31 protein-coding genes are annotated in these 25,384 nt (G+C 62.9%); 3 read left to right on the top strand and 28 right to left on the bottom strand.

Features of this window, described 5'->3' with window-relative positions; genetic code table 11:
* Window positions 1–11: 11 nt before the first annotated feature.
* The 10 genes from D5301_RS07120 to D5301_RS07075 all read right to left on the bottom strand — a co-directional run bounded on the left by D5301_RS07120 (window position 12) and on the right by D5301_RS07075 (window position 7,596).
* The gene (locus D5301_RS07120; protein ID WP_034395010.1) at window positions 12–281 is read right to left on the bottom strand and encodes a VirB3 family type IV secretion system protein; all 270 of its coding nucleotides are present in this window, start codon (window positions 279–281) and stop codon (window positions 12–14) included.
* Window positions 278–664, bottom strand: a complete 387-nt coding sequence (locus D5301_RS07115; RefSeq protein ID WP_034395013.1) for a TrbC/VirB2 family protein — start codon at window positions 662–664, stop codon at window positions 278–280. The genes D5301_RS07120 and D5301_RS07115 overlap by 4 nt, the downstream gene beginning before the upstream one ends.
* Window positions 661–1,731: a P-type conjugative transfer ATPase TrbB gene (gene trbB, locus D5301_RS07110; RefSeq protein WP_034395016.1), complete on the bottom strand. Its 1,071-nt coding sequence runs from the start codon at window positions 1,729–1,731 to the stop codon at window positions 661–663. The genes D5301_RS07115 and trbB overlap by 4 nt, the downstream gene beginning before the upstream one ends.
* A complete protein-coding gene (locus D5301_RS07105; RefSeq protein WP_034395019.1) occupies window positions 1,728–2,204 on the bottom strand; it encodes a ribbon-helix-helix protein, CopG family in 477 nt (158 codons plus the stop codon). Before D5301_RS07105 ends, trbB begins: the two co-directional genes overlap by 4 nt.
* Window positions 2,201–4,207 carry a conjugal transfer protein TraG gene (locus D5301_RS07100; RefSeq protein ID WP_034395023.1) on the bottom strand — a complete coding sequence of 669 codons (2,007 nt, stop codon included), beginning with the start codon at window positions 4,205–4,207 and terminating at the stop codon, window positions 2,201–2,203. The genes D5301_RS07105 and D5301_RS07100 overlap by 4 nt, the downstream gene beginning before the upstream one ends.
* Window positions 4,208–4,442: 235 nt before the next feature.
* Window positions 4,443–4,715: an EexN family lipoprotein gene (locus D5301_RS07095; protein ID WP_034395025.1), complete on the bottom strand. Its 273-nt coding sequence runs from the start codon at window positions 4,713–4,715 to the stop codon at window positions 4,443–4,445.
* Complete coding sequence (locus D5301_RS07090) at window positions 4,712–5,653, bottom strand: LysR substrate-binding domain-containing protein (RefSeq protein WP_034395028.1); 942 nt, start codon at window positions 5,651–5,653, stop codon at window positions 4,712–4,714. The genes D5301_RS07095 and D5301_RS07090 overlap by 4 nt, the downstream gene beginning before the upstream one ends.
* A 67-nt stretch (window positions 5,654–5,720) precedes the next feature.
* Window positions 5,721–6,671: a thioredoxin-disulfide reductase gene (gene trxB / locus D5301_RS07085; RefSeq protein ID WP_034395031.1), complete on the bottom strand. Its 951-nt coding sequence runs from the start codon at window positions 6,669–6,671 to the stop codon at window positions 5,721–5,723.
* A gap of 2 nt (window positions 6,672–6,673) precedes the next feature.
* The gene (gene trxA / locus D5301_RS24445; RefSeq protein WP_230694101.1) at window positions 6,674–7,213 is read right to left on the bottom strand and encodes a thioredoxin; all 540 of its coding nucleotides are present in this window, start codon (window positions 7,211–7,213) and stop codon (window positions 6,674–6,676) included.
* Window positions 7,210–7,596: a DUF1360 domain-containing protein gene (locus D5301_RS07075; protein ID WP_034395037.1), complete on the bottom strand. Its 387-nt coding sequence runs from the start codon at window positions 7,594–7,596 to the stop codon at window positions 7,210–7,212. The genes trxA and D5301_RS07075 overlap by 4 nt, the downstream gene beginning before the upstream one ends.
* Window positions 7,597–7,708: 112 nt before the next feature.
* On the opposite strand from D5301_RS07075, the gene D5301_RS07070 reads away from it, so the two are divergent.
* Complete coding sequence (locus D5301_RS07070) at window positions 7,709–8,392, top strand: metalloregulator ArsR/SmtB family transcription factor (RefSeq protein ID WP_034395062.1); 684 nt, start codon at window positions 7,709–7,711, stop codon at window positions 8,390–8,392.
* A 45-nt stretch (window positions 8,393–8,437) separates the two neighbouring features.
* Here D5301_RS07070 and D5301_RS07065 read toward each other — a convergent pair whose 3' ends face one another.
* The 10 genes from D5301_RS07065 to D5301_RS07020 form a co-directional block, all read right to left on the bottom strand.
* Window positions 8,438–9,676: an MFS transporter gene (locus tag D5301_RS07065; protein ID WP_052052837.1), complete on the bottom strand. Its 1,239-nt coding sequence runs from the start codon at window positions 9,674–9,676 to the stop codon at window positions 8,438–8,440.
* Window positions 9,677–9,738: 62 nt separating this feature from the next.
* Complete coding sequence (locus tag D5301_RS07060) at window positions 9,739–10,767, bottom strand: alcohol dehydrogenase (RefSeq protein ID WP_034395040.1); 1,029 nt, start codon at window positions 10,765–10,767, stop codon at window positions 9,739–9,741.
* A gap of 32 nt (window positions 10,768–10,799) precedes the next feature.
* Entirely contained in the window at window positions 10,800–11,981 is a 1,182-nt protein-coding gene (locus D5301_RS07055) for a MalY/PatB family protein (protein ID WP_034395043.1), read from the bottom strand.
* A gap of 14 nt (window positions 11,982–11,995) precedes the next feature.
* Complete coding sequence (locus D5301_RS07050; protein WP_153855200.1) at window positions 11,996–13,120, bottom strand: FAD-dependent oxidoreductase; 1,125 nt, start codon at window positions 13,118–13,120, stop codon at window positions 11,996–11,998.
* 2 nt (window positions 13,121–13,122) lie between these two features.
* Complete coding sequence (locus tag D5301_RS07045; RefSeq protein ID WP_034395070.1) at window positions 13,123–13,788, bottom strand: cupin domain-containing protein; 666 nt, start codon at window positions 13,786–13,788, stop codon at window positions 13,123–13,125.
* Window positions 13,789–13,866: 78 nt separating this feature from the next.
* Entirely contained in the window at window positions 13,867–14,148 is a 282-nt protein-coding gene (locus tag D5301_RS07040) for a hypothetical protein (RefSeq protein ID WP_034395072.1), read from the bottom strand.
* Between the two features lie 17 nt (window positions 14,149–14,165).
* Window positions 14,166–14,603, bottom strand: a complete 438-nt coding sequence (locus D5301_RS07035) for an OsmC family protein (protein ID WP_034395075.1) — start codon at window positions 14,601–14,603, stop codon at window positions 14,166–14,168.
* 77 nt (window positions 14,604–14,680) lie between these two features.
* Window positions 14,681–15,454, bottom strand: a complete 774-nt coding sequence (locus D5301_RS07030; RefSeq protein ID WP_034395046.1) for an SDR family oxidoreductase — start codon at window positions 15,452–15,454, stop codon at window positions 14,681–14,683.
* Window positions 15,455–15,543: 89 nt separating this feature from the next.
* Entirely contained in the window at window positions 15,544–17,007 is a 1,464-nt protein-coding gene (locus D5301_RS07025) for a multicopper oxidase domain-containing protein (protein ID WP_034395049.1), read from the bottom strand.
* 109 nt (window positions 17,008–17,116) lie between these two features.
* The gene (locus tag D5301_RS07020) at window positions 17,117–17,377 is read right to left on the bottom strand and encodes a hypothetical protein (RefSeq protein WP_034395053.1); all 261 of its coding nucleotides are present in this window, start codon (window positions 17,375–17,377) and stop codon (window positions 17,117–17,119) included.
* 184 nt (window positions 17,378–17,561) lie between these two features.
* Here D5301_RS07020 and gcvA point away from each other — a divergent pair, with 184 nt between their 5' ends.
* The gene (gene gcvA / locus D5301_RS07015) at window positions 17,562–18,608 is read left to right on the top strand and encodes a transcriptional regulator GcvA (protein ID WP_080747440.1); all 1,047 of its coding nucleotides are present in this window, start codon (window positions 17,562–17,564) and stop codon (window positions 18,606–18,608) included.
* Here gcvA and D5301_RS07010 read toward each other — a convergent pair.
* The 5 genes from D5301_RS07010 to parA form a co-directional block, all read right to left on the bottom strand.
* Window positions 18,490–20,496, bottom strand: a complete 2,007-nt coding sequence (locus D5301_RS07010; protein WP_034395056.1) for a relaxase/mobilization nuclease and DUF3363 domain-containing protein — start codon at window positions 20,494–20,496, stop codon at window positions 18,490–18,492. The genes gcvA and D5301_RS07010 overlap by 119 nt on opposite strands.
* Before the next feature lie 459 nt (window positions 20,497–20,955).
* Window positions 20,956–21,555, bottom strand: coding sequence for a S26 family signal peptidase (locus D5301_RS07005; protein ID WP_153855199.1), 600 nt, complete (start codon window positions 21,553–21,555; stop codon window positions 20,956–20,958).
* Complete coding sequence (locus D5301_RS07000; protein ID WP_153855198.1) at window positions 21,552–22,097, bottom strand: DUF2840 domain-containing protein; 546 nt, start codon at window positions 22,095–22,097, stop codon at window positions 21,552–21,554. The genes D5301_RS07005 and D5301_RS07000 overlap by 4 nt, the downstream gene beginning before the upstream one ends.
* The gene (locus D5301_RS06995) at window positions 22,094–22,381 is read right to left on the bottom strand and encodes a chromosome partitioning protein ParB (RefSeq protein WP_153855197.1); all 288 of its coding nucleotides are present in this window, start codon (window positions 22,379–22,381) and stop codon (window positions 22,094–22,096) included. The genes D5301_RS07000 and D5301_RS06995 overlap by 4 nt, the downstream gene beginning before the upstream one ends.
* On the bottom strand, window positions 22,378–23,016 hold the full coding sequence (gene parA, locus D5301_RS06990; protein WP_023081401.1) for a ParA family partition ATPase: 639 nt from the start codon (window positions 23,014–23,016) through the stop codon (window positions 22,378–22,380). Before parA ends, D5301_RS06995 begins: the two co-directional genes overlap by 4 nt.
* Between parA and D5301_RS24355 the strand changes: the two genes are divergently transcribed.
* Entirely contained in the window at window positions 23,015–23,146 is a 132-nt protein-coding gene (locus D5301_RS24355) for a hypothetical protein (protein WP_255695983.1), read from the top strand. The genes parA and D5301_RS24355 overlap by 2 nt on opposite strands.
* A 159-nt stretch (window positions 23,147–23,305) precedes the next feature.
* On the opposite strand, the gene D5301_RS06980 is transcribed toward D5301_RS24355, so the two are convergent.
* The 3 genes from D5301_RS06980 to D5301_RS06970 all read right to left on the bottom strand — a co-directional run bounded on the left by D5301_RS06980 (window position 23,306) and on the right by D5301_RS06970 (window position 25,344).
* Entirely contained in the window at window positions 23,306–24,154 is an 849-nt protein-coding gene (locus tag D5301_RS06980; RefSeq protein ID WP_153855261.1) for a replication initiator protein A, read from the bottom strand.
* Between the two features lie 26 nt (window positions 24,155–24,180).
* The gene (locus tag D5301_RS06975) at window positions 24,181–24,462 is read right to left on the bottom strand and encodes a helix-turn-helix domain-containing protein (protein ID WP_014995090.1); all 282 of its coding nucleotides are present in this window, start codon (window positions 24,460–24,462) and stop codon (window positions 24,181–24,183) included.
* A gap of 75 nt (window positions 24,463–24,537) precedes the next feature.
* Entirely contained in the window at window positions 24,538–25,344 is an 807-nt protein-coding gene (locus D5301_RS06970) for a DUF2285 domain-containing protein (RefSeq protein WP_153855196.1), read from the bottom strand.
* Window positions 25,345–25,384 lie beyond the last annotated feature (40 nt).

The following is a 25,384-nucleotide window of genomic DNA, read 5'->3' as shown; positions in this document are numbered from 1 at the left end:
TCGGCTTCTCCCTATGCGTCCAGCAGCGGCTTGTGCTTGATGTGCCGGGCGAAGACCTGCATGAACTGCGGATCGACGCGCGCACCCCAGACCGCCAGCGAGTGGCCGGTGATCCACAGCACCACGCCGGGAATCCACAGTTGCAGGCCCAGCCCGACGGCGGCAGCCAGCGTGCCGTTGGCAATCGCCACGGTGCGCGGCGCACCGCCCAGCAGGATCGGCTCGGTCAGCGAGCGATGCAGCGGCACTTCAAAGCCCGGAAGATCGGTGGCCGTGCTCATACGACGGCCCCGCCGGAGAAGCTGAAGAACGACAGGAAGAAGCTGGAGGCCGCGAAGGCGATGGACAGGCCGAAGACGATCTGGATCAGCTTGCGGAAACCGCCACTGGTATCGCCGAAGGCCAGCGCCAGGCCCGTCGCAATAATGATGATGACCGCGACGATGCGGGCCACCGGCCCCTGGATGGATTCGAGAATGGATTGCAGCGGGCCTTCCCACGGCATCGAGGAACCGGCGGCCTGCGCCGTGCCCGCCAGCAACAGCATCAACACCGCGAGCAGCAACCCTTGTCCTGCGGGTCGGGCTAGGCGATGCAAACGCGCCAGCATGGTCAGCGGGGAAAGCGGATTTACAGAAAGACGGAAAGCATCAACGTGCGTCATGGCAGTTCTCCAGGTTGTTCAGGGATTGAGGAAGGCGCAGCGGCAGCGGCTGCAAGAGGAACCGGCGGCAGCTCGGGAAGCGGCGCTTCCAGCGCATCCGCCAGGCGGTAGCCCGCGCCGTCGAAACCGACGACGCGGGAAATGGTTTCGACGTGGCGCTTGCGGCCACGGCCTGCGATGTGGATGACGACATTGACCGCCTCGGCGATCAGCGCACGCGGCGGATTCACCGCCACTTCGAGGATCAGTTGTTCCAGGCGCAGCAGTGCCCCCAAGGCGGAGCCGGCATGGATGGTGGCGATGCCGCCGGGATGGCCGGTACCCCACACCTTCACCAAGTCCAGGGCTTCGCCGCCGCGCACTTCGCCGACGATCACGCGATCCGGGCGCAGCCGCATCGTGGCGCGCACCAGCTCCTGCATCGACACGACGCCCGCACGGGTGCGTAGCGGCACATGGTCACGGGCCGCGCATTGCAGCTCGATGGTGTCTTCGAGTACCAGCACGCGGTCGCCGGTCGCGGCGATCTCGGCCAGCAAGGCATTGGCCAGTGTGGTCTTGCCAGTGCTAGTGCCACCAGCGATCAGGATGTTGTGCCGTTCGCGCACGGCATGACGCAGAAAGTCGGCCTGCCCAGCGGTCAGGATGCCGTCGGCCACATAGCGATCCAGGCCGATGATGCTCACGGCACGCTTGCGCAGCGCAAAGGCCGGGCCGGGTGCGGCGGGCGGTAGGATGCCCTCGAAACGTTCGCCGGTTTCCGGCAGTTCGGCGGTCAAGAGTGGTTGGCCGCGATGCACCTCCGCACCGACATGGGCGGCGACCAGACGGATGATGCGTTCGCCATCGGCCTCGGGCAGTTCGACTCCAAGCGGCGTACGGCCAGAGGACAGCCGATCCACCCACAGGGTGCGATCGGGGTTGAGCATCACTTCCACCACGTCCGGGTCTTCCAGCGCAGCAGCTATCACCGGCCCCATCGCCGTGCGCAGCATCTGAATGCGGCGATCCTGGGACGCTGTAGCGGATGAACGCGGCTCGGGTGGGATTTGAGGAGCGGCACTCATGGCGCACGCTCCACAGTGCGCTCATGGGCGGCAGCCATCGCCGCCACCTCATCCATCCGTGCGGTGTCCGGGTGCAGTTCTTCCACCACGTCGCGCACCAGGCTGCGGCCGCGCAGCAGGTGACGGCCCAACTGTTCGACGAACTGCTCGAAACGCGCCTTGCCCTGGGCGCGGGCTGCATCCTGATGGGCCTCCGGCACCGGCGTGCTGACAGTCAGGTAGTAGCGGACGAACAGCGCCAGCGTTTCGATCTGGATGTTCTGGTCACGCTCCAGGCGCTCGGCTTGCCGCGACAGGCGATCCAGACGCTTGGCGATGGCGGCCTCGCGCTGGTCGCCGGCATCAGGCGATAGCCAGGACGCCAAAGCAGCGGCGACGATGCTGGACTTGGAAACGCCTTTCTTGGCGGCCAGCTCGTCCAAACGCTTGGCGTGTTCGTGCTGGATGAACAGGTTCAATCGGTATTGGCTCATAGGTCGATTCCGTCGTTGGGGTCGAGAGAAGCCAGCCGCGCCGTGCGTTGCAGGGCGTGGTCGAGCTGGCCGGGAAGCACCGGGGGCATGTCGTCGTCATCGAGCAGCGACAGGTCGCTGGTCGGGGCATCCATCTCGGGGGCGTAGGCGATGGCTTCGGACAGTTCGGGCTGGCGGCGTGGGCCGCCGTCGTCGGTCGATCCCAAGGTCTCCAGGTCATCGCTGGATGCAGTGGCTGGCGCCGCAGGAACTGCAGGTATTGCCAGGCAGCTCCAGTCGTCAGGTCGTGCAGGCGGCACATCGGCATAGCGGCCAGCCGTCACCGCAGGCGGCGGCAATACCCGTTGCTTGAAATTGGCGTCGGCGAAATAGCGCAGCTTCTTCGCCTTGATCGGTGCGACGCTGGACACCATCACCACCGCTTCATCGGTCGGCAGTTGCATCACTTCGCCCGGCGTCAGCAGTGGCCGCGCCGTTTCCTGCCGCGACACCATCAGGTGCCCCAGCCAGGGTGCGAGCCGGTGGCCTGCGTAGTTGCGCTGCGCGCGCAACTCAGTGGCCGTGCCCAAGGTTTCAGAAATGCGTTTGGCCGTGCGTTCGTCGTTGGTGGCGAAGGTCACGCGCACATGGCAGTTGTCCAGAATCGAATGGTTCTGGCCATACGCCTTGTCGATCTGGTTGAGCGACTGTGCGATCAGGAAGCTGCGGATGCCATAGCCCGCCATGAAGGCCAGCGCCGTCTCGAAGAAGTCAAGGCGGCCCAGCGCCGGGAACTCGTCAAGCATCAATAGCAGTTTGTGGCGGCGCTCGATGCCGTCGGAGCCATCGAGCGATTCGGTGAGCCGTCGCCCGATCTGGTTGAGGATCAGCCGGATCAGCGGCTTGGTGCGCGAGATGTCCGACGGCGGCACCACCAGGTACAGCGAGACGGGATGCTCGGCTGCGATCAGGTCAGCGATGCGCCAGTCGCAGCGCGAAGTGACTTCGGCCACGGTCGGATCACGGTACAGACCGAGGAACGACATGGCGGTGGAGAGCACGCCAGACCGCTCGTTGTCCGACTTGTTGAGCACTTCGCGGGCAGCGGATGCAACGACGGGATGCTGGGCATCGCCCAGGTGCTTGGTCGTCATCATCCGGTGCAAGGTCAGCTCGAACGGGCTGGCCGGATCGGACAGGAAGTTGGCGACGCCACGCAGCGTCTTGTCTTCCCCCGCGTACAGCACATGCAGGATCGCTCCGACCAGTAGCGCGTGACTGGTCTTCTCCCAGTGATTGCGTTTCTCCAGCGCACCTTCGGGATCAACCAGAATGTCGGCAATGTTCTGCACGTCGCGCACTTCATGCGCGCCGCGCCGCACTTCCAGCAGCGGGTTGTAGGCCGCCGAACTGGCATCGGTCGGGTTGAACAGCAAGCAATGCGAGAAGCGCGAACGCCAGCCAGCGGTGATCTGCCAGTTCTCGCCCTTGATGTCGTGGATGACGGCGGACGCGGGCCAGGACAGCAGCGTCGGCACCACCAGGCCCACGCCTTTGCCCGATCGCGTCGGCGCAAAGGTCAGGACATGCTCCGGCCCTTCGTGCCGCAGATAGTGGCCTTCATGCTGACCGAGAAAGACGCCAGCAGGCTGCGTCAGCCCGGCTTTGCGAATGTCGGCAGCATCAGCCCAGCGGGCCGAGCCATAGGTCGTCACCTTGCGCGCCTGGCGCGAGCGCCACACCGACATGGCGATGGCGACCGCCACAGCCAGCAGGCCGCTGCTTGCCGCGATCATGCCGCCGGTGTCGAACACCTGCGGCGCGTAGGCGTCGAAGAAGAACCACCACTCGAACAGCTTCCACGGGTAATAGACCGGCGTGCCGTGGAAGTCGAACCAGGGCGAGCCCAGGCGTAGCTGGTAACCCAAGGCGGCGGCTGTCCATTGCGTGGCACCCCACACACCGGCGATCACGATGCCGAACACGGCGGCGATCTGCCCGAACAACACACCCTGAGCCTGCATACCTTGGCCTCCGATTTCTCCTGCGCTGATTCCCCGTGGAAAACGCGGCACAAAGGCGTGCCGCAGGCGTCAGGATCGGTGCCGGTTCAGTGCCGGTCAAAGACCGTTATCGGCAGCAAGGTGATGCAGAAAACATCGCTCCATGCAGGGACGAAGCCAATAAAAACGCCGCAGGCGTGGGCGCACTGCGGCGTGTCGAGAAAGTAAATCAGGATATGCGGCAAGCCGCCAACGGTCAGAACTTCGGGGGTGTTTCCGATGGCGTGTAAGGCACCTTGCCGTCGCCGAAGAAGCGCTTGTTCGTCGCTTCGGCCACCCGGTTACACAGCACGTCGCCCATTGCCGGACGTTCGGTCTTGCACTGGTGGCGCAGTTCCTTCAAACGCTCGGGATCGGCGGCCAGTTCGTCCACGGTCGGCACATTGATTTCCTGCTTCGGCGGCTCGGACGGGCCGCAGGCTGCCAGCGTAGTAACCAACAGGAACGGGGTAAGCAGTTTCAAGTTCATTGATCACTATCCTCCAAGGTGCCACCCTCACAATGGGGAGACATCATTTCGCTTTTCGACCGGAGTGCTTTCACACGTTCCAAGAAACGCATCAAAACGGCGGATGATTCGCTTTCTCGATGCAGCAGATAGGTCGTTAGCTTTGCTGATCGTCCTGCCAGCGATCTAGCGATCACACCGGGCTCACGGCTGGCCGTGATGTACGGCGCGCTGGCTAAACCCAGGGCGAATCCAGCCGATACCAGTGCCATCATGAGGTCACAAGAGGCCACGCGCTCGGCAATCAGCGGCTCCGTATCTGATCGACGCAGCAGGCGTTCAACCTGGCGCGCATGCCCCTCACACACCTGCGGATCACACAACACCAAGGGATAGCGCAGCGCCTCTTCCAAGGGGATTCTTTTGTATTTGAGCAGTGGGTGCCGGGCAGGCACCGCGACCATGAATACATCCTGCCAGACAGGACTGCTGACGATGCCGTCTCCCACTTCTTCAGACAGTGAGAATCCCACGTCATAGAGGTCTTCGTGCAACCCCTTGATCTGTTGTGACAGTGGCACTTCAAACAATCGAATATCGACTTCTGGCTCTTCCTGGCGACACAAGGCCAACAACGTCGGTAAGCGCGAAGGTGTAATGCCATCGGATAGCGCTATACGCAATTGCCCATCGAAGCCACTTGCAGCAGCCTTTACGCTGTCCCGGGCCTGCTGTACGGCGGTGAAGATTCGCGGGACATGCTCCAAGAATAACTTTCCGGCCCTGGTCAGTCGGGTACTGCGACTGGTACGGACGAACAACTGTTCGCCCAAGTCCTCTTCGAGTTCCTTGATGGTGCGGGATAGCGGGGACTGCTCAATATGCAGCCGTTCTGCAGCTTTGGCGAAATGCAGTTCTTCAGCAACGGCGAGAAAACATCGCAGGTGACGGAATTCCATACATGCCCCTCTATCCCTCGATGGCTAAGCTATGGAACTCGCCCAGCCATTGGTTATTTCATCAACGTCAAGCTCCTGAAACATCCAAGTAGCGCTCTGCATCCAGCGCAGCCATGCAACCGAAGCCTGCCGAGGTGATGGCTTGGCGGTAGTGCTGGTCAGCCACATCGCCTGCGGCGAACACGCCAGCCACTGAGGTCTGCGTTGCGTTGCCGCCCAGGCCAGAATGGATCTCCAGATAGCCGTTGTTCATCGCCAACTGCCCGTCGAACAAGCTGGTGTTCGGCTGGTGGCCAATAGCGACGAAGAAGCCATGCGCCTCTATCTCACGAAGCGCTCCGTCGAGCAGCGATTTCACGCGCACTCCCGTTACACCCGACTCGTTGCCCAGCACCTCATCCACCTGATGGTGCCAGACGGTTTCGATCTTTCCGGCTTCGACCTTGGCGCGCAGCTTGTCCTGCAGGATCTTCTCTGCGCGCAGGGTGTCGCGCCGGTGAACCAGGTAGACCTTGCGTGCAATGTTGGACAGGTAAAGGGCTTCTTCGACGGCGGTGTTGCCACCGCCAACCACCACGACATCCTGATTCCTGTAGAAGAAGCCATCGCAGGTGGCGCAAGCTGACACGCCGCGCCCCTTGTAATGCTCCTCCGATTCGATACCCAGATATTTGGCGGTGGCACCCGTCGCGATAATCAGCGCATCGCAGGTATAGCTATCGCTGTCGCCCGTCAGGCGGAAGGGGCGCTGCGACAGATCCGCCGTGTGGATGTGATCAAAGATGACTTCGGTCTCAAAACGCTCGGCGTGTTCCTGCATGCGCGCCATAAGATCCGGCCCCATCAGACCGTGGGCATCCCCTGGCCAGTTGTCCACCTCTGTGGTCGTCATCAATTGCCCGCCTTGCTGCAGGCCGGTGATGACGGCTGGCTTGAGATTTGCGCGGGCAGCATATACAGCGGCAGTCCAACCTGCAGGGCCAGAGCCGAGAATGATGAGTTGACGATGTGTTGCCATGGTCAGCTCAGATGGTTGTTGATGAAGCGTGCGACGTTGGGTTTGGGTGCCGCGCCGGTCAGGCGGTCAATCACCTTCCCATCCTTGAAAAGCAGTACGGTCGGGATGCTTTGCACACCATAGCGGCCTGCCAGCTCCGGCGCCTGGTCAAGATCGACTTCACCAAACAGCACGGTGCCCTGCATGTCTTGGGCAACATCCTTGAAGATGGGGGACATCGTCCGGCACGGGGAACACCATTCGGCCCAGAAGCGCACCGCGTACAAGCCAGGTGCTTGTTCCAAGGCAGTGTCGAAGTTGTCGTTGTTCAGTTCTTGAAGCATGGAAGAAGACTCCAGAGTTGGGAGAGAAAAGTTGGCCGTGGTTCTGGATGCCTGGTCGGTGACTATTCCGATACGGTATCCGAATGCCGCGACAGGCGATGTGGGACAAGGGATGCGCCAGTGCAATTGGAAACTGGCGAGCTGTAGACCTGCCGAATCATCACGAACGTATTCTGAAAACATGAAGGTCGAATCCTTGGGAGAAGGAAAGTCGATCACTTGGGCGCGAACATCTCTTTGAGTTCTTTGTCGCGCACCTTTTTGGCCATGCCGGTCAACAGCACCTTGAACAGCAATCCGCTGACCAACGTAGAGATCGTCAGGCTGAAGAACGCCGCAACCACCCAATCCACCAACGCGAAACCGCTGTGGGTAATTTCCGGTCGATAGATGGCAATGCCCAGAAACACCACCCAATGGCTGATGCAGAAGAAGCACTGGAACAGATAGCCCGTCATGTGGCCGATCTTTTGTGCCCAGGTGCGAAGGGGGGCAAAGAGTTCGCCTTGAGTGATCGAAATCGAAATGCTACTGGCCGCCAACGCGATGACGAAGCAGACCCACAGCGAATCCCAGACGGCGGGTGACAGTGCAGTGCTCATAGTTCATAGACTCCGAAGTTGCTGATGTAATGGGCTTGGGGCGAAGTAGATCTGTGTCAATCTATCATTCAATTCTTTGCTTGAATGATAGATTGATGTTATGTTGCTGTCAATGAACCCTAATTTCCCTATCGACGCCACCAGTCGCCTTGACCCATTGGCCGAGGTCGCCAAGACCTTGGGGCATCCGCATCGCTTAGCGTTGCTGGAGCAGATCGTGCGTGGAGAAAGGTCGGTCGAGACCTTGGCCGAATTGACCGGGATATCTGTGGCGAACGCTTCGCAGCATCTGCAACACCTCAAGCGTGCAGGCTGCGTACAGGCGCGGCGTGACGGAAAACGCATGCTCTATCGCCTAGGGCCAGGGCCGCTGGCTACCGTAGTCGCTGCCCTGCATGACTATGTGGAGTTCCAACACACCCGCATCCGCCAGGCCATCACAGATAGTCGCCAACGCCCCCAAGAGATGGAGTCTGTCTCGATTGACGGCCTGCTTGACCGTCTGGAGGAAGGCGCCGTGGTGTTGCTGGACATTCGCGGTGACGACGAATTTGCTCAGGGGCATCTGCCCGGCGCGATCAACATCCCGCTGGAGCAACTGGCTGATCGAATCGGCGAGTTGTCACGGGGTGTGGAAGTCGTGGCTTACTGTCGTGGGCCGTACTGCGTGCTGTCGATGCAGGCCGTCTCCATCCTGCAGGCCCACGGGGTACAGGCCATGCCACTGGCTGGCGGAGTGCCGGAGTGGCGTGCAGCCGGTCTTGCGTTACAGGATAACGTGGCCACGTCCTCCTGAGTGCTGGGCGAGGCCAACGACCGTTAGCCTCGATCCATTTCTCCGTTATGGGTTGCTCACCTTATCCACAGATGGCTTCGTAGGACGAGCCAGCGCTAACGCCACCATGGCCAGCACCAGCGGCACGAACGACACCCATAGCACCGTGTTCCAGTCATAGGCAGCCAGCAGCCCGCCCGAGGCGAACGAGCCGACCGCCATCGTGCCGAAGACGATGAAGTCATTGAGCGACTGCACGCGGGTTTTTTCTTCCGGCCGATGGCATTCGAGCACCAGGGCGGAAGCGCCGATGAAGCCGAAGTTCCAGCCCACGCCGAGCAGGATCAGGGTCAGCCAGAAGTGGGCGACATCAATACCCATCAGCCCTACCGCAGCAGACAGGCCCGTCAGCAGCAAACCAACGATCACGACACGCCCAGCACCAAAGCGTGTGATCAAGTGGCCGGTGAAGAAGCTCGGCGCGTACATGGCAATCACATGCCATTGCAGGCCCAGGTTGGAACTCTCCTGCGAATGCCCACACATCTGCATCGCCAGCGGAGCCGCAGTCATGAGGAAGTTCATCAGCATGTACGACACCGCGCCGCAAATCACGGCGGTGATGAACAGCGGCTGGCGCGCAATCAGGCCCAACGGCCTGCCTCCCGCCACTTCCGCCGCGCTGGGCATCGGCAAGCGCACACCCAGCAACACCAGGGCCGACAGCGCAGCCACGATGGCCTGAGCCACAAAGGTGGCAGCGAACATATGCGCCGGCCACAGGTACATGGTATGCGTCACCAATTGCGGCCCGACGACACCGGCAAGTACGCCACCGCCCATGACGAAGGACAAGGCGCGGGCGCGCTTGGTTGGATCGACACCATCCGCCGCCGCAAATCGAAACGACAGCACCACAGCGGCATAGGCACCGCCGAAGAAGGTCGCCAGGCAGAACAGCCAGAACGAACCCAGCATCACCGCGACGGCTGCCAGCAAACCCGTCAGTACGCCGCACACAGTACCCGCCAGGAATGCAGCACGCCGACCGTGGCGTCGGGCAATGGCACCTGCGGGCAGGATGCAGGCGGCCATGCCCACCACGAAGATGGAAATGGGTAGCGTTGCCAGCGTCTTGTTCGGGGCCAGCATGTGGCCGATGATTGCCCCCGTGGCATAGACCACCACAGAGTTCGCTCCCGCCAGCGCTTGCGCCAAAGTGAGGCGAATGATGTTGCCGCGCTGATCGCGTTCCGACAGGGAGGCTGGAGTTTGTGGCAGCGATGCCGTTTCAGTATTTGGCAAGGGAGAACTCTGTTCTTATAAGGTTGGGGCTACCGGGATAGCCATTGAGATGGATGTGACTGTCAGCGCTGCTTGTTCATCGTCAGCACCATGCGAAACTTCACGTCGCCCGAGCGCATGCGCTGATACGCCTCATTGGCGCGCTCCAGCGGTAAGGTCTCGATCAACGGTCTGGCTCCCGTCAGCACGCTGAAATTCAGCGTTTTCTCGTTTTCGTAAGGTGAGCCGGTGATCGAGCCCAGCACGCTGCGCTCGCCACTGACCAGGAAGCCTGCCGACACAGGCAGCGGATCTTTGCCTGCCCCAAGCACCACCAGGCGGCCTTGCGGCGCCAGCCCGGCCAGGGACGCCGTGATCGCTGCCGGATCACTGATCATGGTGATGATCGCCATCGCCCCGCCCAGGCGCTTTAGCGCGCTGGCGGCGTCTTCTTGATGGGTGTCGATATAGATGTGAGCACCCAGCGCCAGCGCATCTTCGGCAATGTCCTGCCCACGTCCGATGGCAACGACCTTGAAGCCCATGCAACGGGCGTACTGCAGCGCCATGTGGCCCAAGCCGCCGATGCCGAGAATGGCAATCAAGTCACCGGCTTGCGCGCCGCATTTCTTGAGTGCATTGAAGGTCGCCAGGCCCGCACACAGGATCGGTGCAGCATCTTCCGCGTTTAGTTCGTCGGGAATGGACACCAGCCCGGTATGGCGCGCGACCATCCGTTCGGCATAGCCGCCATCGCAGGACGCGCCGACGAAGGGCTGATTGCGGCACAGTTGGAACAGTCCCTGACGGCACTGCTCACACTCGTTGCAATGACCGCCCAGCCGACCTACGCCAACCCGCTGGCCAATCGTCCAGCGGGCGGGCACACCTGCGCCCAGCTCGACAATGCGACCGACCACCTCATGACCCGGTACGCGGTGAGGCTGCAGCGCCGGGTCTGCGCCCTCGATGTCGGACGCATCCGCGCCGCAAATGCCGCAGGCCTCGACAGCGATCAGCACTTCGCCTGCGCCCGGTTCGGGAATGGGACGCTCGACCATCTCTAGGGAACCGGGCGTTGTGACCTGCATGGCGCGATAAGTGGCTGGCATTTTCTGATCTCCTGGGAAAATCGGGTGACGGATCAACGCAACAAAGCCATTGCCAACCGGTTCAGCGCGTCATCCACCAAGGCGCGTGGACACGCCAGATTGATGCGCATGAAACCTTCGCCAGCAAGGCCGAACTTGTGGCCAGGATCGAGCCACAGTTGCGCTTGTCGAAGCAGGAAGTCGTGTAGTGCGGCAGCAGGCATGTCGAGTTGGCGGAAATCCAGCCAGGCCAGATACAGCGCATCGGTCGGCGTGACAGAGATCGGCAGTCCGAGTTCGGCAACGCGAGCGGCGAAGTGACGCTGGTTTTCGCCCACATAGGCCAGCATCGCGTTCATCCACGGCTCGCCCTCGCGGTAAGCTGCCTCGCAGGCGGCGGTGCCCATGGTGTTGACCAGGAATACGCCATTACGCTCACACTGCGTCCAGAACGTCTGCCGGTGGCGCGGGTTGGGGATGAAGATGTTGGCGCAGGACAGGCCCGCGATATTGAATGTTTTGCTGGGTGCGGTGCAGACAATGGTGTTCTGCGCGATGGTCTCGTCCAGCATCGCCATCGGCACATGCCGCTGCCCCTCACCAAACACCAGATCCTGATGCACTTCGTCCGACACGATCAAGATCCCGTGGCGCGCGCAGATTTCTGCCATGGAAAGCAGTTCTTCGCGCGTCCAGACATTGCCCGTCGGATTGTGCGGATTACTCAGGATGAACAGCCGGGTGTTCGGCTGGATGGCAGCCTCGAACACCGCTGGGTCAAAACGGTAACGGCCCGCTTCCAGAGTCAGCGGAGCCAGGGCCAGCCGACGACCATTGGCGACTACATCATGCAGGAAGTGGAAATACACGGGCGTCTGCACCAGCACATGGTCACCTGGCTGGGAGAAGACCTGGATGGCCATGTTCAGCGCGCTGATGACGCCTGGCGATTGCACCAGCCATTCGGGCTGCGCCTGCCAACCAAAGTGCCGCGACTGCCATGAGGCAGCCGCCTCGCGGTAGGAGTCCGGTGTACCGCCATAGCCCAGCACCCCCAGCTCGGTCTGCTGACGCAGCGCATCCAAAATGGGCTGCGCGACACGAAAGTCCATGTCCGCCACCCACATCGGCAACGGGTCAGCCGCTCGCTGCTCAGGCGTGAGGAACTGGCGACCATGCTCCCACTTCATGGAGTTTGTATGGCGCCGGTCGATGACCACATCAAAATCGTACATGTCTGCTCTTTGTTTCAAGTCGGTGTTGAACAGGCCAAGCCCGCCTCGGGCGCAGGCAACGCCTGTACGCCCAGGCGTGCCGCCTCGATGGCACCCGCGACGTAGCCCGGAAACTGCGGCGACCACTCACTGGCGATGCCGATCAGCACGTCTTGCCAAGGGCCGGAGGCAACAGTGGCGACCGGCGCATGGGGGTGCTGGCCGCCGCTGTGCTGGTCATCGGCCACGGCGGTGAACGGATCAACTGCCCAGTCCTTGACCGCATCGGCGATCGGCGTGGCCGCCTTCGGCCCGAACAGGCGTGCGAACTGCGCCCGGCAATGCTGGCGCAGCACGTCTTCGGGCACCTGCTGACGCACCGACACCGGCAGACCGAAAAAGCCGAACAGCGCGGCCCGGCCACCCGGCATGGAGGAATCGTGGATTTCACCCAGCGGGCCGATCATGCTGCGTGCCTCGCCGGAGAGGCCTTGCTCGCGCCAGAACGGCTGCTCGTAGACCGCGATGTATTTGGCGTGCGGTGCCATCCAGGTCGCAGTCTCCTGCCATTGGGCCGCGAGCCTTTCAGGCAAGGCAGGCGAGAACGTCATGCCCTGCGTGACCAGACGCGGCGGCAACGCCAGTAGGACGTGCTGAGCGTGCCAGGTGCTGGCGTGGCCGTTGGCATCCTCGCTGTCCAGCTCGATGCCATGCGCCATGCGGCGCAGACGGCACACGCTCTGCCCGGTGACGATGCGCTCAGTCGGCAGTTGTCCGCGTATGGCGTCGATCAGCGCGCCCATGCCGCCCAGCAGGCGCATTGAGGTCGGCACATTGGCATAGCCACGCATGCGCTGAGGTGGTGCGCCTGCCGTGCGCTCGACCACCATATCCCCAGCCTCATGCTGCGCGAAGCGCGCCAAGCCGAGTTCGTGAATCAGTTGATCCAGCTCGCGCTGATAGTCCGGCCAGAACCAGGTCGGCCCCAGATCGAAACGGTCGAGCGATGAGGTGCCAGCGTCGAAGGAGGCGATACGGCCGCCCAATACATCACGCGCTTCCAGAATGACGACATCGTCGATGCCTTGGCGCTGTAACAACCAGGTGGCATACAGGCCGCTCAACCCCGCGCCGACGATGGCAATGCGTGCGTGCTGCATGCTCACACTCCCACCACGTCCAGCAGGTGGCCGGTTTTGAGATAGACCGTGACGCCCTGCGCGCCAGCACCAAGCTGTGACGCCGCGACTGCAGGCAAACGCAACCAGCTTCCAGACGGATAGGTTTTGCCTGCTTCATTCAGGCTGCCTGCGAGTACCAGCAGTTCGGCACCGTCCACCTGACCAGAGAACACCCTCTCGTGCGCCGCCAGGCGCAGCAGGCAAACCTGTTCGGCCTCGCCCGAGAACAGCGGGCACACTGCGCGACCGTTCTGCTGCTGCCAGTTGGCTGGATCGTTGGTATCGATGCGCACGCTGGGCTGCTCGTCGGGCAGCATCTGCCACAGCTTGACGAAGATGAGCGCGCCTTCGCGGCTGGCCGGCGCATGGCTGGAACCGGGCGGGTTGCGCATGTACCAGCCTGCGGGGTAGTCCTGATCGTCTTCGGAGAACGTGCCCGACAGCACCAGGATCTCCTCGCCACCGGGATGCGGATGGCGCGGGAAACACGACTCCGGTGCATAGCGCACCAGGCTGGTGGCACGGGCCTTCTCGGCGCCGATGCGATCGAGCATCACTCGCTCGACCCCTGCCTGGGGCGAAGCCACCCAGTGATAGTCGTCAGGGGTGACCTCGACGCGAAGCGAGAAATCAGCGTTGAGGCGCATGAGGGAAGCCATCCAGAATTCGCATTGAAAAAGGAATGCCGGGCGCAACGCGTGCGCCCGGCATGTGTTGTCAGCCGATCAGGCGACTTGGTAGATGCGAACGTCGGGCGCAGCATCGAGCAGCGGCTTGAGACCGCCAACCACATCGGCAGTGAACAGCTCGCTTTGCAGATAGGCTTCGGCGTTTTCCTTGGTATCGAAACCGTGCAGCACCTGCACGTCTTCATCGCGCACCAGCAGTTCCTTGGACTTGGCACCGGCGATGGTGTCGAGGAACGGCGCCTTGTACTTCTGGTACACGCCCACAGCGGCGGGACGGTTGGCTTCAGCGACCTGGAGGGTGATTTGCAAGTAAACCATTTGCATTTCTCCTTTGTTCAAGCCTTAACCCAGAGATCAATCATTTCAACATTCGCTGCCTTGACCATGCCATACGCCGGGCAACGCCGTTCGACGGCTTGCTTCAGTGCCTGGATTCGATCGTCAGACTCCGTCGTCTGCAAGACGGCCTTTACTTCCACTTTCTCAAAGTAGGTACGAATATTCAAATCGCCCATAACCCCCTGCGGATCCAGTTCTGCCGTAATTTCAAAATCAATACCTTGCAGATCAAATTCCATTTCCTGGGCAATAAGGCGGGCAGTGATATTTTCGCAAGCAGCCAATGCCGATAACACGGTTTCCATTGGATTAGGCCCCATTCCCTTGCCGCCCATCTCAGCGTCGGCATCGATCACAAGTTTGTGTTCACTAGAGGTTGCGGTCGTTACCGTCCCTTCGCATTTGGCACTTACTGCAAATGTCATCTTGTCCATCATGAGTTCCTTCAAAATTAATTCAATATGAATATCTTCAGTTCACGAAGCCGCTCAGAGCCCCAGCGCCTTCGGCATCAGTTGCGACCGGCCATCACACCGCCATCGACGTCCCAGATCGCGCCGGTGACCCAGGCCGCCTTGTCCGACAGCAGGAAGGTGGCAACTTCGGCAACGTCCTGCGCAGTGCCAATGCGACCGATGGGGTGGAGACTGTTGAACCCTTGCAGCGCGCCATGCACTTCGGCCTTCGGGATGAAGCCTTCATAGATCGGCGTCTCCACCACGGCGGGGGACACGGCATTGACGCGGATGTGCTTGGGTGCCAGCTCCATCGCCAGGTGCTGGGTTAGCGAGTGCAGGCCCGCCTTGGCCATTGAGTAGGCAGATGATGGGGTAGCGGCGATGGCCTGTTTGGCCCACATCGAGCCGATGTTGACGATGGCGCCGGGGCGATCCTTGGCGACCAGGTTGGCGGCGACCTTCTGCGTGATGAAGAAGAACGCCTTGTTCAGCTTCATGTACTGGTCGTAGTCAGCGCCCGAGTGCTCCAGAAAAGGCTTGGGAATGAACATGCCGGCGGCGTTGACCAGCAGGTCGATGTCCGCATGCTCCTCATCGATGGCCTGAAGCATCCCGGCCAGTCCTTCGTCGCTGGACAGATCGGCCGTCAGCGCCGCGACGGCCCCCAGGGCCGACAGCTCCTTGCGCGCTGCATCGGTCTTCTCCGGGCGCTTGCCCACGATCACCGCACTGCCGCCCTGGGCCAGCACCATCCGGGCAGTTTGCATGCCCATGCCGCTCGTGCCGCCGACGACCAGCAGCTTCTTGCCCTTGAATTGATTGCTCATCTGAAATTCCCTCATCTGACAATAGACAGAATCTTGACTAAAAAAGCGTGTGAACCACGTCGATACTGGGATAAGCAAATCCACAGGCATCAACTGACAACAAACTGCCCCATCATCCCGTTGTCTTCATGTTCAAGGATATGGCAGTGGTACATGAAAGGTGATGCCACGGCCGTCTGTGTGAACTTCACCAAAAGCTCGACCGGCTCCTGGGCGACAACCGTATCCCTAAGCCCCTGGTCACGAATGCCGGGAGCCGCACCGTTACGACTCAAAACTTCGAAATGGACACCGTGGATATGGAAAGGATGCGCCATCATCTCTCCGGTGACCTCCCAAATTTCTGTGTCGCCAAGGCGGATCTGTTCGTCAACCCTCCCCATGTCGAAAGCGCGGCCATTGATGCTGAGCATCCCCATTCCGCCGCGCATCATGTTTCCCATGCCCATGTTCATGACAAACCGCCGCCGCCGTACCGCCTTCGAAACGTCCGGACGCTCATGAGCAAGCAGTCTTTCCGGCACTTTGGAATCAAGCGCAGCCTTTCCCTGGGGTTCAAACTGAATGACCGCCTCGCGCCCATTCCCGCCAAGCAGGTTTGCCGCCCCCCTCATCATTCCCATCATCATTGAAAGATTGCCATCCGGCCCGGTTTCGAGCGTGGCTGGACGGCCGTCCGAAAAGTCAGCCAGGATTTCCGCTCGTTCTCCCGGTGCAAGCCGCAGGGAGCGAAGCTCGACCGGCTTTTCGAGCAAGCCGCCTTCAGACGCTATCCAGTGAAAGGGGCGATCATCCGCGAACGCGAGATCGTACTCTCTGGCATTGGAGCCATTCACCAAGCGCAGGCGAACCAGCCCGCGTGGAACACGAGCCACCGGATTGACGGTCCCATTGACCATCAGGGTGTCGCCTCGACGCCCGTGCATGGTCGACATCATGCCTTGAGGCAATATGAGGGTGCCGTTCTCGAATTGCCGATCCTGCAAGATCAAGGGCAGGTCATCGACCCCGTACTCCGACGGCAACCCAAGCGCCCGCTCATCGTCATCGCTAACGATCAGAAGGCCTGCCAGTCCGGCATAGACTTGCTCCCCAGTACGACCATGCATATGCGAGTGGTACCAGAGCGTCGCCGCAGGCTGACGAATCGGGAGCACCGGTCGCCATGTGGATCCCGGACGGATGGTTTGGTGGGGGCCGCCATCAAGCTCTCCCGGAATAAGCAGGCCGTGCCAATGGACCGTCGTGTCCTCGCCCAAAGCGTTTCTCACCGCCACTTCGACCTCGTCGCCACGGTGAACACGCAGTGTCGGGCCAAGATAGCTCCCGTTAAACCCTAGCGTCACGCTTTCGCGCCCAGGGAAAAAGGAGGTTTTACCAACCTGTGCAGTAAGCGCTATCGATTGGCCCTGATCACGGGCATCGATCAATTCGGGAATCCGCAGTTGCCTCGCCTCGGCGGCAAAGGATGGCCGCCAAAGGGATGAGGCCGCCCACAGCGAACCGCCCGCCAGCACGGCTCCAGTTAAAAACGAACGACGTGTGAGTGTCATAGGCTACCGCCTCCAAAATTGAGAACACTCCTTATCTACGCCGCTCAGATGCGGGTAGAGCGTAACGACAGATCGGAGCGAGAAGTCTGAATTTACGAGCATCGTGCCGTCAGGACCGCCCGGTTAAGAACCGCACAAACAGGACGGCCAGGGTCACGACGCCGCCAAAAAAGAGAATCATCGCAAGGGGGCCAAACACCATCATCCACCCCATGCCATGCCATATGCCTGACATCGGGTGCATCGTGTCAAACGCTGACTGCATCATGAATGCACGTCCGGGACCGTAGGTATGTAACAGAATCATTATCGCGAAACTTGAGAGCAGCGCGATGGTTGCCGTTGTGGCCAACGTGGATTTCTTCGTCATGACGTTCTCCGATAGGAATGGTGATCGACTCATTGCAGGGCTGCGGGCCGTTCAATCTGACGTCCGGCCATCCGCCGCCATCAACGTCTCGGATCGCACCGGTTCAAGCTGTATTTGAACCTTGATTCTCCTGTCTGGACAACTGAGATAAACTTCGCCTTATTGAAAGAAAAACTTTATCGCCATGAAGTCACCTAATCATCTGAACGCCCTGCGGGCATTTGAGGCCAGCGCCCGCCATCAGAGCTTTTCCGCAGCAGCAGCCGAACTGAACGTGACGCCGGCAGCCGTCGGTCAGCTTGTGCGCACGCTGGAGGACTGGCTGGGTACGCCACTGTTCGTGCGGAGCAACAGCGGAAAGGCACGATTGGTTCCGACCGAGACGGCCGAGCACGCACTACCGGACATTCGTGCCGGCTTCGACCGATTGACGCTGGGAATGGAACGGCTGCAGAAGGGTTCAACCAGCAGGGTACTCACCGTAACGGTCAGCCCTGCGTTTGCCGCCAAATGGCTGTTGCCACGTATCGACCGGTTCCAGACCGCCTGCCCGGACACCGATGTACGCCTGGATACCAACCACAAGTCGGTGGACTTCGTGGCCCAACAAGTGGACATTGGCGTGCGCTATGGCATGGGAAGCTGGCCTGGCTTGAAGGCCGACAAGCTCATGGATGAAGAAGTTTTTCCTGTGTGCTCCCCCGAACTGTCGGGCCAGCACAGGCGCCTGCGAAAGCCACGTGATCTGGTTCGCGAAACCCTGATCCATGACCTGTCGATGGACGGACATGCGGGCTTCCCGACCTGGGACGTCTGGCTGGATAAGGCGGGCGCTTCCGGCGTGACTACCGCACGCGGCATGAGGATCAACAACTCGGCGGCGGTGCTGCAAGCGGCAGCTGAGGGACACGGCATCGCACTCGCGCGCAGCGTCATGGCGCGTGATGATTTGGCGGCGGGCCGCCTGGTGCGGCTATTCCCCGAAATCAGTTTTGCATTGGAAGTGGCCTATTACGTCGTTTACCGGCCCGAATGCTCCAACCTTCCGCGATTGATGGCGTTTCGGGAGTGGCTATTCGCCGAGGTCGAAAAGAGCTTATCACAAGGAAATCTCAAACGGAGGGGCTACGTTGCTTCCCAACCTCCCACGACACACTCCCGCTGCGCACCGTCGCAGCGATCTGCTGCCCCAGCTTCTTCTCAATTACCGGCTTCCACGGCACCAGGCTGAATCCCAGGCCGTCGTCGAGTATGGCGTAGCGCCCGCTGGCGAGCATGACAGAGCGCCGGTAGATGCCGGCCACGCGCAGTCCGTCCGCCCCAGGGCGATGCTCCAGGCCGGTTTCGGCGGCAACGGTCTTCGCGGCCTGCGTCAGTTCCCGATTGCGTAGCGTGCCCAGCAGGTTTCGCGCGAGGATCACACGCTGTCCCTGCCGCTCGGCCAGCCCCTGTTCGGCCAGGAAATCGGCGCGCTGTTGCAGGGTGTTCTTTACCTCGCCGCCAAAGCCCAGGTCGCCCAGCCCTTTGCCGCCGCCGATCAACTGCTGATCCAGCCAGGTGGCCCCAATCACGCGGGCCTGCCGCTCGATGGGCAGGTGCGACTTCAGTTCCACCGCCACGCCGCCCAGCCGTTGCGCGTCGTACTGGCGGCCACGCTCGGCCAGGTCGTCCGGCACCTTCCATAGCCCCTCTGCCACGCGCGCCACGATGCCGGCCCGGCGCAGGGCTTCCAGCCGGCGAACATGGGCCGCGACGACTTCCTGCGGGTCGCGTCCGGGCTTGGCCCGGCCTTGCTCGATGGCAAGGTGGTGGTCAGCGCGGTACAGGCCATCGCTTACCAGCGCGGCGATGTTCTTGTCGGCCGCGCGCACCTCGGCGGAACCGCGTACTTCCACCACCGCGCCGGTGGGATAGTTCGCCAGTTCGTCGCGGGCATTGAGCGCGACGTAGTGGGCCTTGCCGTCCACGCCGTCGATGACCAGATAGCCGCGGTCGTGCAACTCGTCGGCCAGCCCCTTGGCCGCGACGCGGCCTACGATGGTGCGGCCGCGTTCATCGGCGTCCTGGCCCGGCGCGAACACCGCCAGTTCGCGCGGCTGGTCGTTCATGGCCCGCTGCATCGTGCGGATGATGTCGCCGCGCTCGCCCAGGGTGCGCAAGGTCTTCTCGGCATCGGCATGGACGGCCCAGGTGCCGGGCTGCGCCTCGTCGGCCAGGCCCAGACGCTGCAAGCGTTGCAGGCGGCCGATCAGCAGCAGCCGCTGGCGTTGCAGCCGGGGTTCGTTGAAGCGTTCGATCCGCACCCGGCCATCCTCGCCGACCTCGCGCTGCAATGTGCGGTCGAGGCTCGTCCACCGCTCTTGCTCCACCTCGCGCTGCAAGGTCTGCTGGATCTCCAATTCGGTGCGCGGCCCCAGCCACTCCGTCGCCAGTTCGGAAGCGCGATGGCGGAAGCCGTGGGCGATGTAGTCACCGGCGATGATGAGGTCTTTGCCCGTCTCGTCACGCCCGCGCACGATCAGGTGGGTGTGCGGGTTGTCGGTGTTCCAGTGATCGACCGCCACCCAATCCAGCCGCGTCCCCAGGTCGGCTTCCATCCGGTTCACCAGATGCCGAGTGTAGGTGCGCAACTCCTGAAGCTCGGCACCGTCTTCCGGTGAGACGATGAAGCGGAAATGGTGCCGGTCATCGGCGGCCCGCTCCTTGAAAGCATCCAGGTCGGCTTCGTCCGTCTGCGCCCCGTAGGCCCGGCCCGGTTCACCATCGCGGCCGGCTCCGTCGCGCTCGATGTAGCGCAGGTGCTTGGCGAGCGATTGCGGGCTGGCGTTGCGTTGATTGACCAGCAGCGTCTTGATGGTCACACGCCGCGACATGGGCGTCAGCTTCGCACCCGCGAAACGCCCCGCCGTATGGCCGCGCCCCAGGCGCGAACCGGGCCGCTGACCTGCGCGCTTGCCCTGGCCGCCGGACGCGGCGGAATGGCGCATTGAGGACTTGCCGCCGCTGGCCTTACCAGCCTGCTTGAGTACCTTGGAAACGAAGCTCTGTCCCTGGCCCTTGCCCCGGTTCTTCGGGGCGCTGGGGCGCACCCGGAAATCGTCGTCGCGGCGGTCGGTCATGGCTGCGCTCCTCGAAAGTTACGGCGTGTCCTGTCGTGCGAAGCACGCGGACATGCCTGCATTGGCGCAACCCTCACGCCGAACACGGCACGGCGGCGAAGCCGCTCCGTGCCGTGCCACCCCCATGTGCAGACTGGCTTTCGACGCGGCCCGGTGCTGCGTCCTTTTGTCTTGCCTTCCGCCTTTGCCTCTCGCTCCCGCTCCGGGCGTCGTCGGCCCGGCGGCACTGCGCTGCTTGCAGCCAGCCCGCCGGCGAACGCGCAGATGGACAAGCCTGGGCCGCAGGCCGAGCGCGTTCGAGGCAAGACGCCTGCACGTCGGACGGCTGCGCCGAAGGCGGCGCGAAGTGCGGTGCGAATGCACCCGCACTGCGCGCGCGACGACACAGCGAAGACCTGCAGAATGACGCGCCTGATAGCACGACAAGAGGCACGGCAACGTACAGTGAATTGGCGGCCATCATGGGCGTGTCTCCAGCCACACTGGATGCGCAACGCCGATCACGGCGGATGCGCAGACCGGCCCGAAATAGCGGCTGTCGAACGATGCCGGATTGGTCGCGCTCAACAGGAACAGCTCGCCCGGTTGGAGGCGGCGGCAAAGCTGCAAGGATGGCAACGGTCGGCCCAGCCGGTCGGTAGGCAGCGCAGCGGCTACCGGCATGCCGTCGATGCGAACCTGCCCTGCGACGATGCAGACGTGTTGCGGCGCGACCGCGCCCACACGTTTGAGCAGCGGCACGCGGGTCGGCAGGTAGCCGCGCTGCGCAGCCAGCATGGCGGCCCTGTCGGGCAGCGGCACCAGCACGATGCTGCCCACGGACAACGGACGTGGCAGCGAGGCGGTGCGCAGGTCGAACGGTTCGATGCGATACCAGCCGATCGCCACGCTGTCGGACGGGTTGTAGGTCAGGCGCGGCAGCGGCTGCACGAAAGCCGCCCAGGCCAGCGCAGCGAGGCCGACGGCGGCGAAGCCCGCCAGCACGAGGCGAGCGCGCAGGCGCGAGCGAGGAAGCGGCGCGGCTTCGGGCGTGCGTGCGGCGGTGGGATGGGCTGTCATGGCAGCACCTTCCCGGCCAGCCAGGCGGCATGCCGCTCGGCGGTGTATTCGGGCAGCGCGAGGCGAGCCGCCAGACGGTTGCCCAGCGTGCGCCAGTACGCGGGCGACACGTCAATGGCAGCGATGTCCAGCGCCTCGATGCCGTCGATGCGTTCCAGCACGGCGCGCACATTGGCGTCACCTTCGGCATGCAGCAGCAGGCATGCGCCTGGCTGCACGCCGGGGATGCGCTGCACGGCATCAAGCGGTGTAGCAGCCTGCATCACCATGAGCTGCCAGCGGATCGTGCCGTAGTCGTTGGCCTGCCAACGAACGCGGCAGAGCATTGCACCCGGCATGAACATGGCGCAGCGCCGCCAGCGATCGAGCTGGAGCGTGCGTGCCGGTTCGCCGAAACGCAGGTAGAGCTTGAAGCGCGGTTCGATGTAGGCGAGCGATACGCGCGTCAACGGCGCGCTGCTAGGCTGGCTGGAAGAGGCTTCATGGGTAGCCGTGGCCGCGATGGCGACAGGCGCGGCAGCAGACAATGCGGATGCGGTCATGGCGTGTTCTCCCTGCGGTGTTCTGGAAACTCGCGCTCCAGCAAACCGCGCAGCAGGTCGGCCACGGTCACGCCTTGCGTGAAGGCCGACACTTTGATGCGCGCCCGCATGGCGGGCGTGATGTCGAGGGTCAGGCGAGCGGTGTAGAGGTCGCCCTTGTTGAGCGCATCCGCGTCGCCTTGGCGAATCCACGCCTCGGCGTGCGGATTGGCGGGCGGACGCGCGCCGATGCCGACCCGCTTGGCCGGGCGTTTGCTGTTGGGTGGGTTGCTGTTGTCGATCATGACGGCCACCGCAGCAGCTCATCGACCAGCGCGGTGATTTCCTGCGCCGCCGCACTATCGGGGGCTGTCTCCCGCGCCAATCGACCAGCAGCCACGCTGTCGGCGAAGACGATGCGCTGGCGCACCTCGCTGCGCAGCGCTGGCAACGGCTGTTCGGCCAAGGCTTGCCGTGCTTCGCGCCCGATTACCGTGGTGCTGACGCGCCGGTTGATGACGAAGGCCGCGCGTAGCGCAGGCCGGAACACCTGGGCCTCACGGATCAGCGCCACCATCTCTGCGCTGGCCCACAGGTCGTAGGGGCTGGGCTGTACCGGGATCAGCACCCGTTCAGCCGCCAGCAGCGCAGAACGCGCCAAGGCGGCGATCCTGGGTGGCCCGTCAATGATGACGTGATCAGCCCGCCTGGCGAGTTCTGGGGCTTCCTGGTGCAGTGTTTCGCGCGCCAGGCCCACGGCGCTGAACAGCCGGGGCAAGCCCTGCTGGCTTCTGCGCTGTGTCCAGTCCAGTGAGGAACCCTGCGGGTCGGCATCCAGCAGGACGACGTGCAGGCCGCGCAGCGCCAGTTCGCCAGCGATGTGCGTGGCGAGCGTGGTCTTGCCGACGCCGCCTTTTTGGTTGAGCAAGGCGACGATCATGGCGCGGCCCTCCAGCTTGGAAGGCCGGATTGTTTTTGCCGTGCCGAACGGGGTGATTTTTGCAGCTTTTCCTGGCTGGCTTTTCGGCCTGCGGCAGTTGTCCACCGCAATGCTGTTTCTCTATCAATAGTTAGAGAATTTAAGTTAGTAATGTTAGAGGGATCGCAAACCCGCGCCGTTACTGGCTTTCCGGCGTTTTCGTACTCCTGATAGCACGATAGGCGTACTCCTGATAGCACGACACCTCTTACTCCTGATAGCACGACCCCATCCACAGCTTGTCCCGCTGTTATCCCCGTGCCGTCTGCGGCACGGGCCGGAAGGTCAGCAATTCCATGTCGTCCTCGGGAATCCGCACGATGCCCAGCTCGTATCCCGGCAGTGATTGCCGGGCGACCAGCGCCCGCAGGTCGTAGGCGAAATCCGAAAACCGCGTGCTGCTGCCCGACTTGCGGTGCAGATGCCGGAAGTCGAACTGCCAGCCGTATTCCTGCCGGCCGCCATGCTTGCGCACCAGGCGGTACAGCCAGCGCTCGATGCCACCCGTGAGTCGGAAGTACGTCGGGTCGATGGTCAGCACCAGGGCGGCGTCCAGCACGCCCGCATAGAACCAGTCCGGCAGAATCAGCTCGATGCCCAGCGGCGTGCCTCTGGCATCGGCCAGCTCCTTCCACTCGTTGATCCACGAAAAGCGGTGCAAGCGCCTTCCCGTGGTTTCGCGGATGGACGTGGCCACTGTGGTCGATTGCAGCCGGTCGAGCGCGGCCTTGAGACGCTGGTAGTCGCGCAGCGACTTGCCGCGCCCGATGAAGCGCAGGATCTCGTAAGGCGTAGCCTGCATCCGCCGGGACGGCTGGATGCCCGCGTCCTTGGCTTCCACGATCTGGCTGGCCGCCCAGATCAGAATGTCGGCATCCCAGATCGTAGCGATGCCGTGCTCCTGCGTACCTTCCACGCGAATGGTGATGTTGCCGCTGCGGAAGTCGATCGGCGCGGTGCGCCGCGACTTCGCCAGCGAGAAGAACGGATAGGCCATCAAGTCCTGGGCATCGCGCGGTGCCATGTCCTCGCCCGGCAGTGCGCGAAACAGGTCGAGCTGTTCGCGCTGCTGCAAGGCGTGCCCTGGTGGGCGGGACATGGCGATGGCCACCAGCGATGCGCCGATCAGCGCGCACGGCTATCAGCCGAGTGGTGCTCGGCATATTCAGGATCGGACGTGGTCTCGAAGCTGCGCGTTTCCGCCCAGGCATCGAGGTCGGCCACGGCGTACATGACGCGGCGACCGAACTTGCGGAACTTCGGGCCACCACCGATGACGCGCTGTTTCTCCAGCGTGCGCGGTGACAGGCGCAGGTAGTCAGCGGCTTCGTCGTTGGTGAGATAGCGTTGGGGTTGTGCGGGTGTGGCAACGGGAGCGGCGGCAGGCCGCAAGGGAGCGGGTCGCATGGGATGTACCTCCATCAAGCCCGGCCACACAGCGCAGCCGGATGGAGGCAGTCTCAAGAAACTTGAGGCTCTTGCTCAGGGACGTTCTGCTGCGGATGCGAAACGTCCCCCCTCATACGGAGTGACAGCCGGAAGCTGTGCCAGACGGCGATAACCGCCGCGCATCAGCCCATCGCCCCGGCGCACCAGCCGCCGTACGCGGGCGCGCAGAGCGCTGTCGGCGTGCCAGTCGGCGGCAACGGCATCCGCACCAAACAGCCCTTCGGCCACCTCCCGCAAGGACGCACCCGCCAGGGTCGCGTCCAGCGCCTGCAGCGTGTGCATTTCCAGCAATGCGGACAGCGGCGGGCGTGGCCGGACGGTTGCCGCAGGTACGGCACCGGCTGCTACGGCGATCTTGTTCAGTTCGCTCGCCAGGGCCGCATAGCGTTCGCAAGGCGCGGCGCAGGCTCGAATGGCATAGGCGTAAGCCATGCCATCGGCCAAGCCTGGCGCGAGCACGAAACGCAGGCAGCAGCCAGGCCAGCGCGCCACCAGCACCAGGCGCTTGCCGTCATGGATCAGGTGTTTGTGGCCCGGCAGCTTCCAGAACTCAAAGCACAGGGCATCGGGCGGTGGATCGGCATCTGGGTAGAGCTGCACCACGGCATCGTGATCGGGGAACCAGGCCGGGTGCGCGTCTCGCGCATCCAGAGCGGGATCTTCCAGCAGGCGCAGCCCCCAATGCCCGGCAGCATCCGGTTGGCGACGACGGCGGAGCCAGTCGCGCCGGTAGTCGGGATGGCGGCGCAGGTACTCCCAGGCCAGCGCCGGGCTATCCAGATGCAGAACGTAGAGATAGGCCGCCGTGGCATACCACGGCTCGGCACTGCGATCGGCCATGCGGCAACCTCCCTGTGCTGGGGGTGCGTCGCCACGGCGA

The sequence above is a fragment of the Stenotrophomonas sp. MH181796 genome (assembly GCF_009659995.1).
In the GTDB taxonomy this organism is placed as follows: Bacteria; Pseudomonadota; Gammaproteobacteria; order Xanthomonadales; family Xanthomonadaceae; genus Stenotrophomonas; species Stenotrophomonas riyadhensis.
This window is presented reverse-complemented; position numbering and strand designations above follow the sequence as displayed.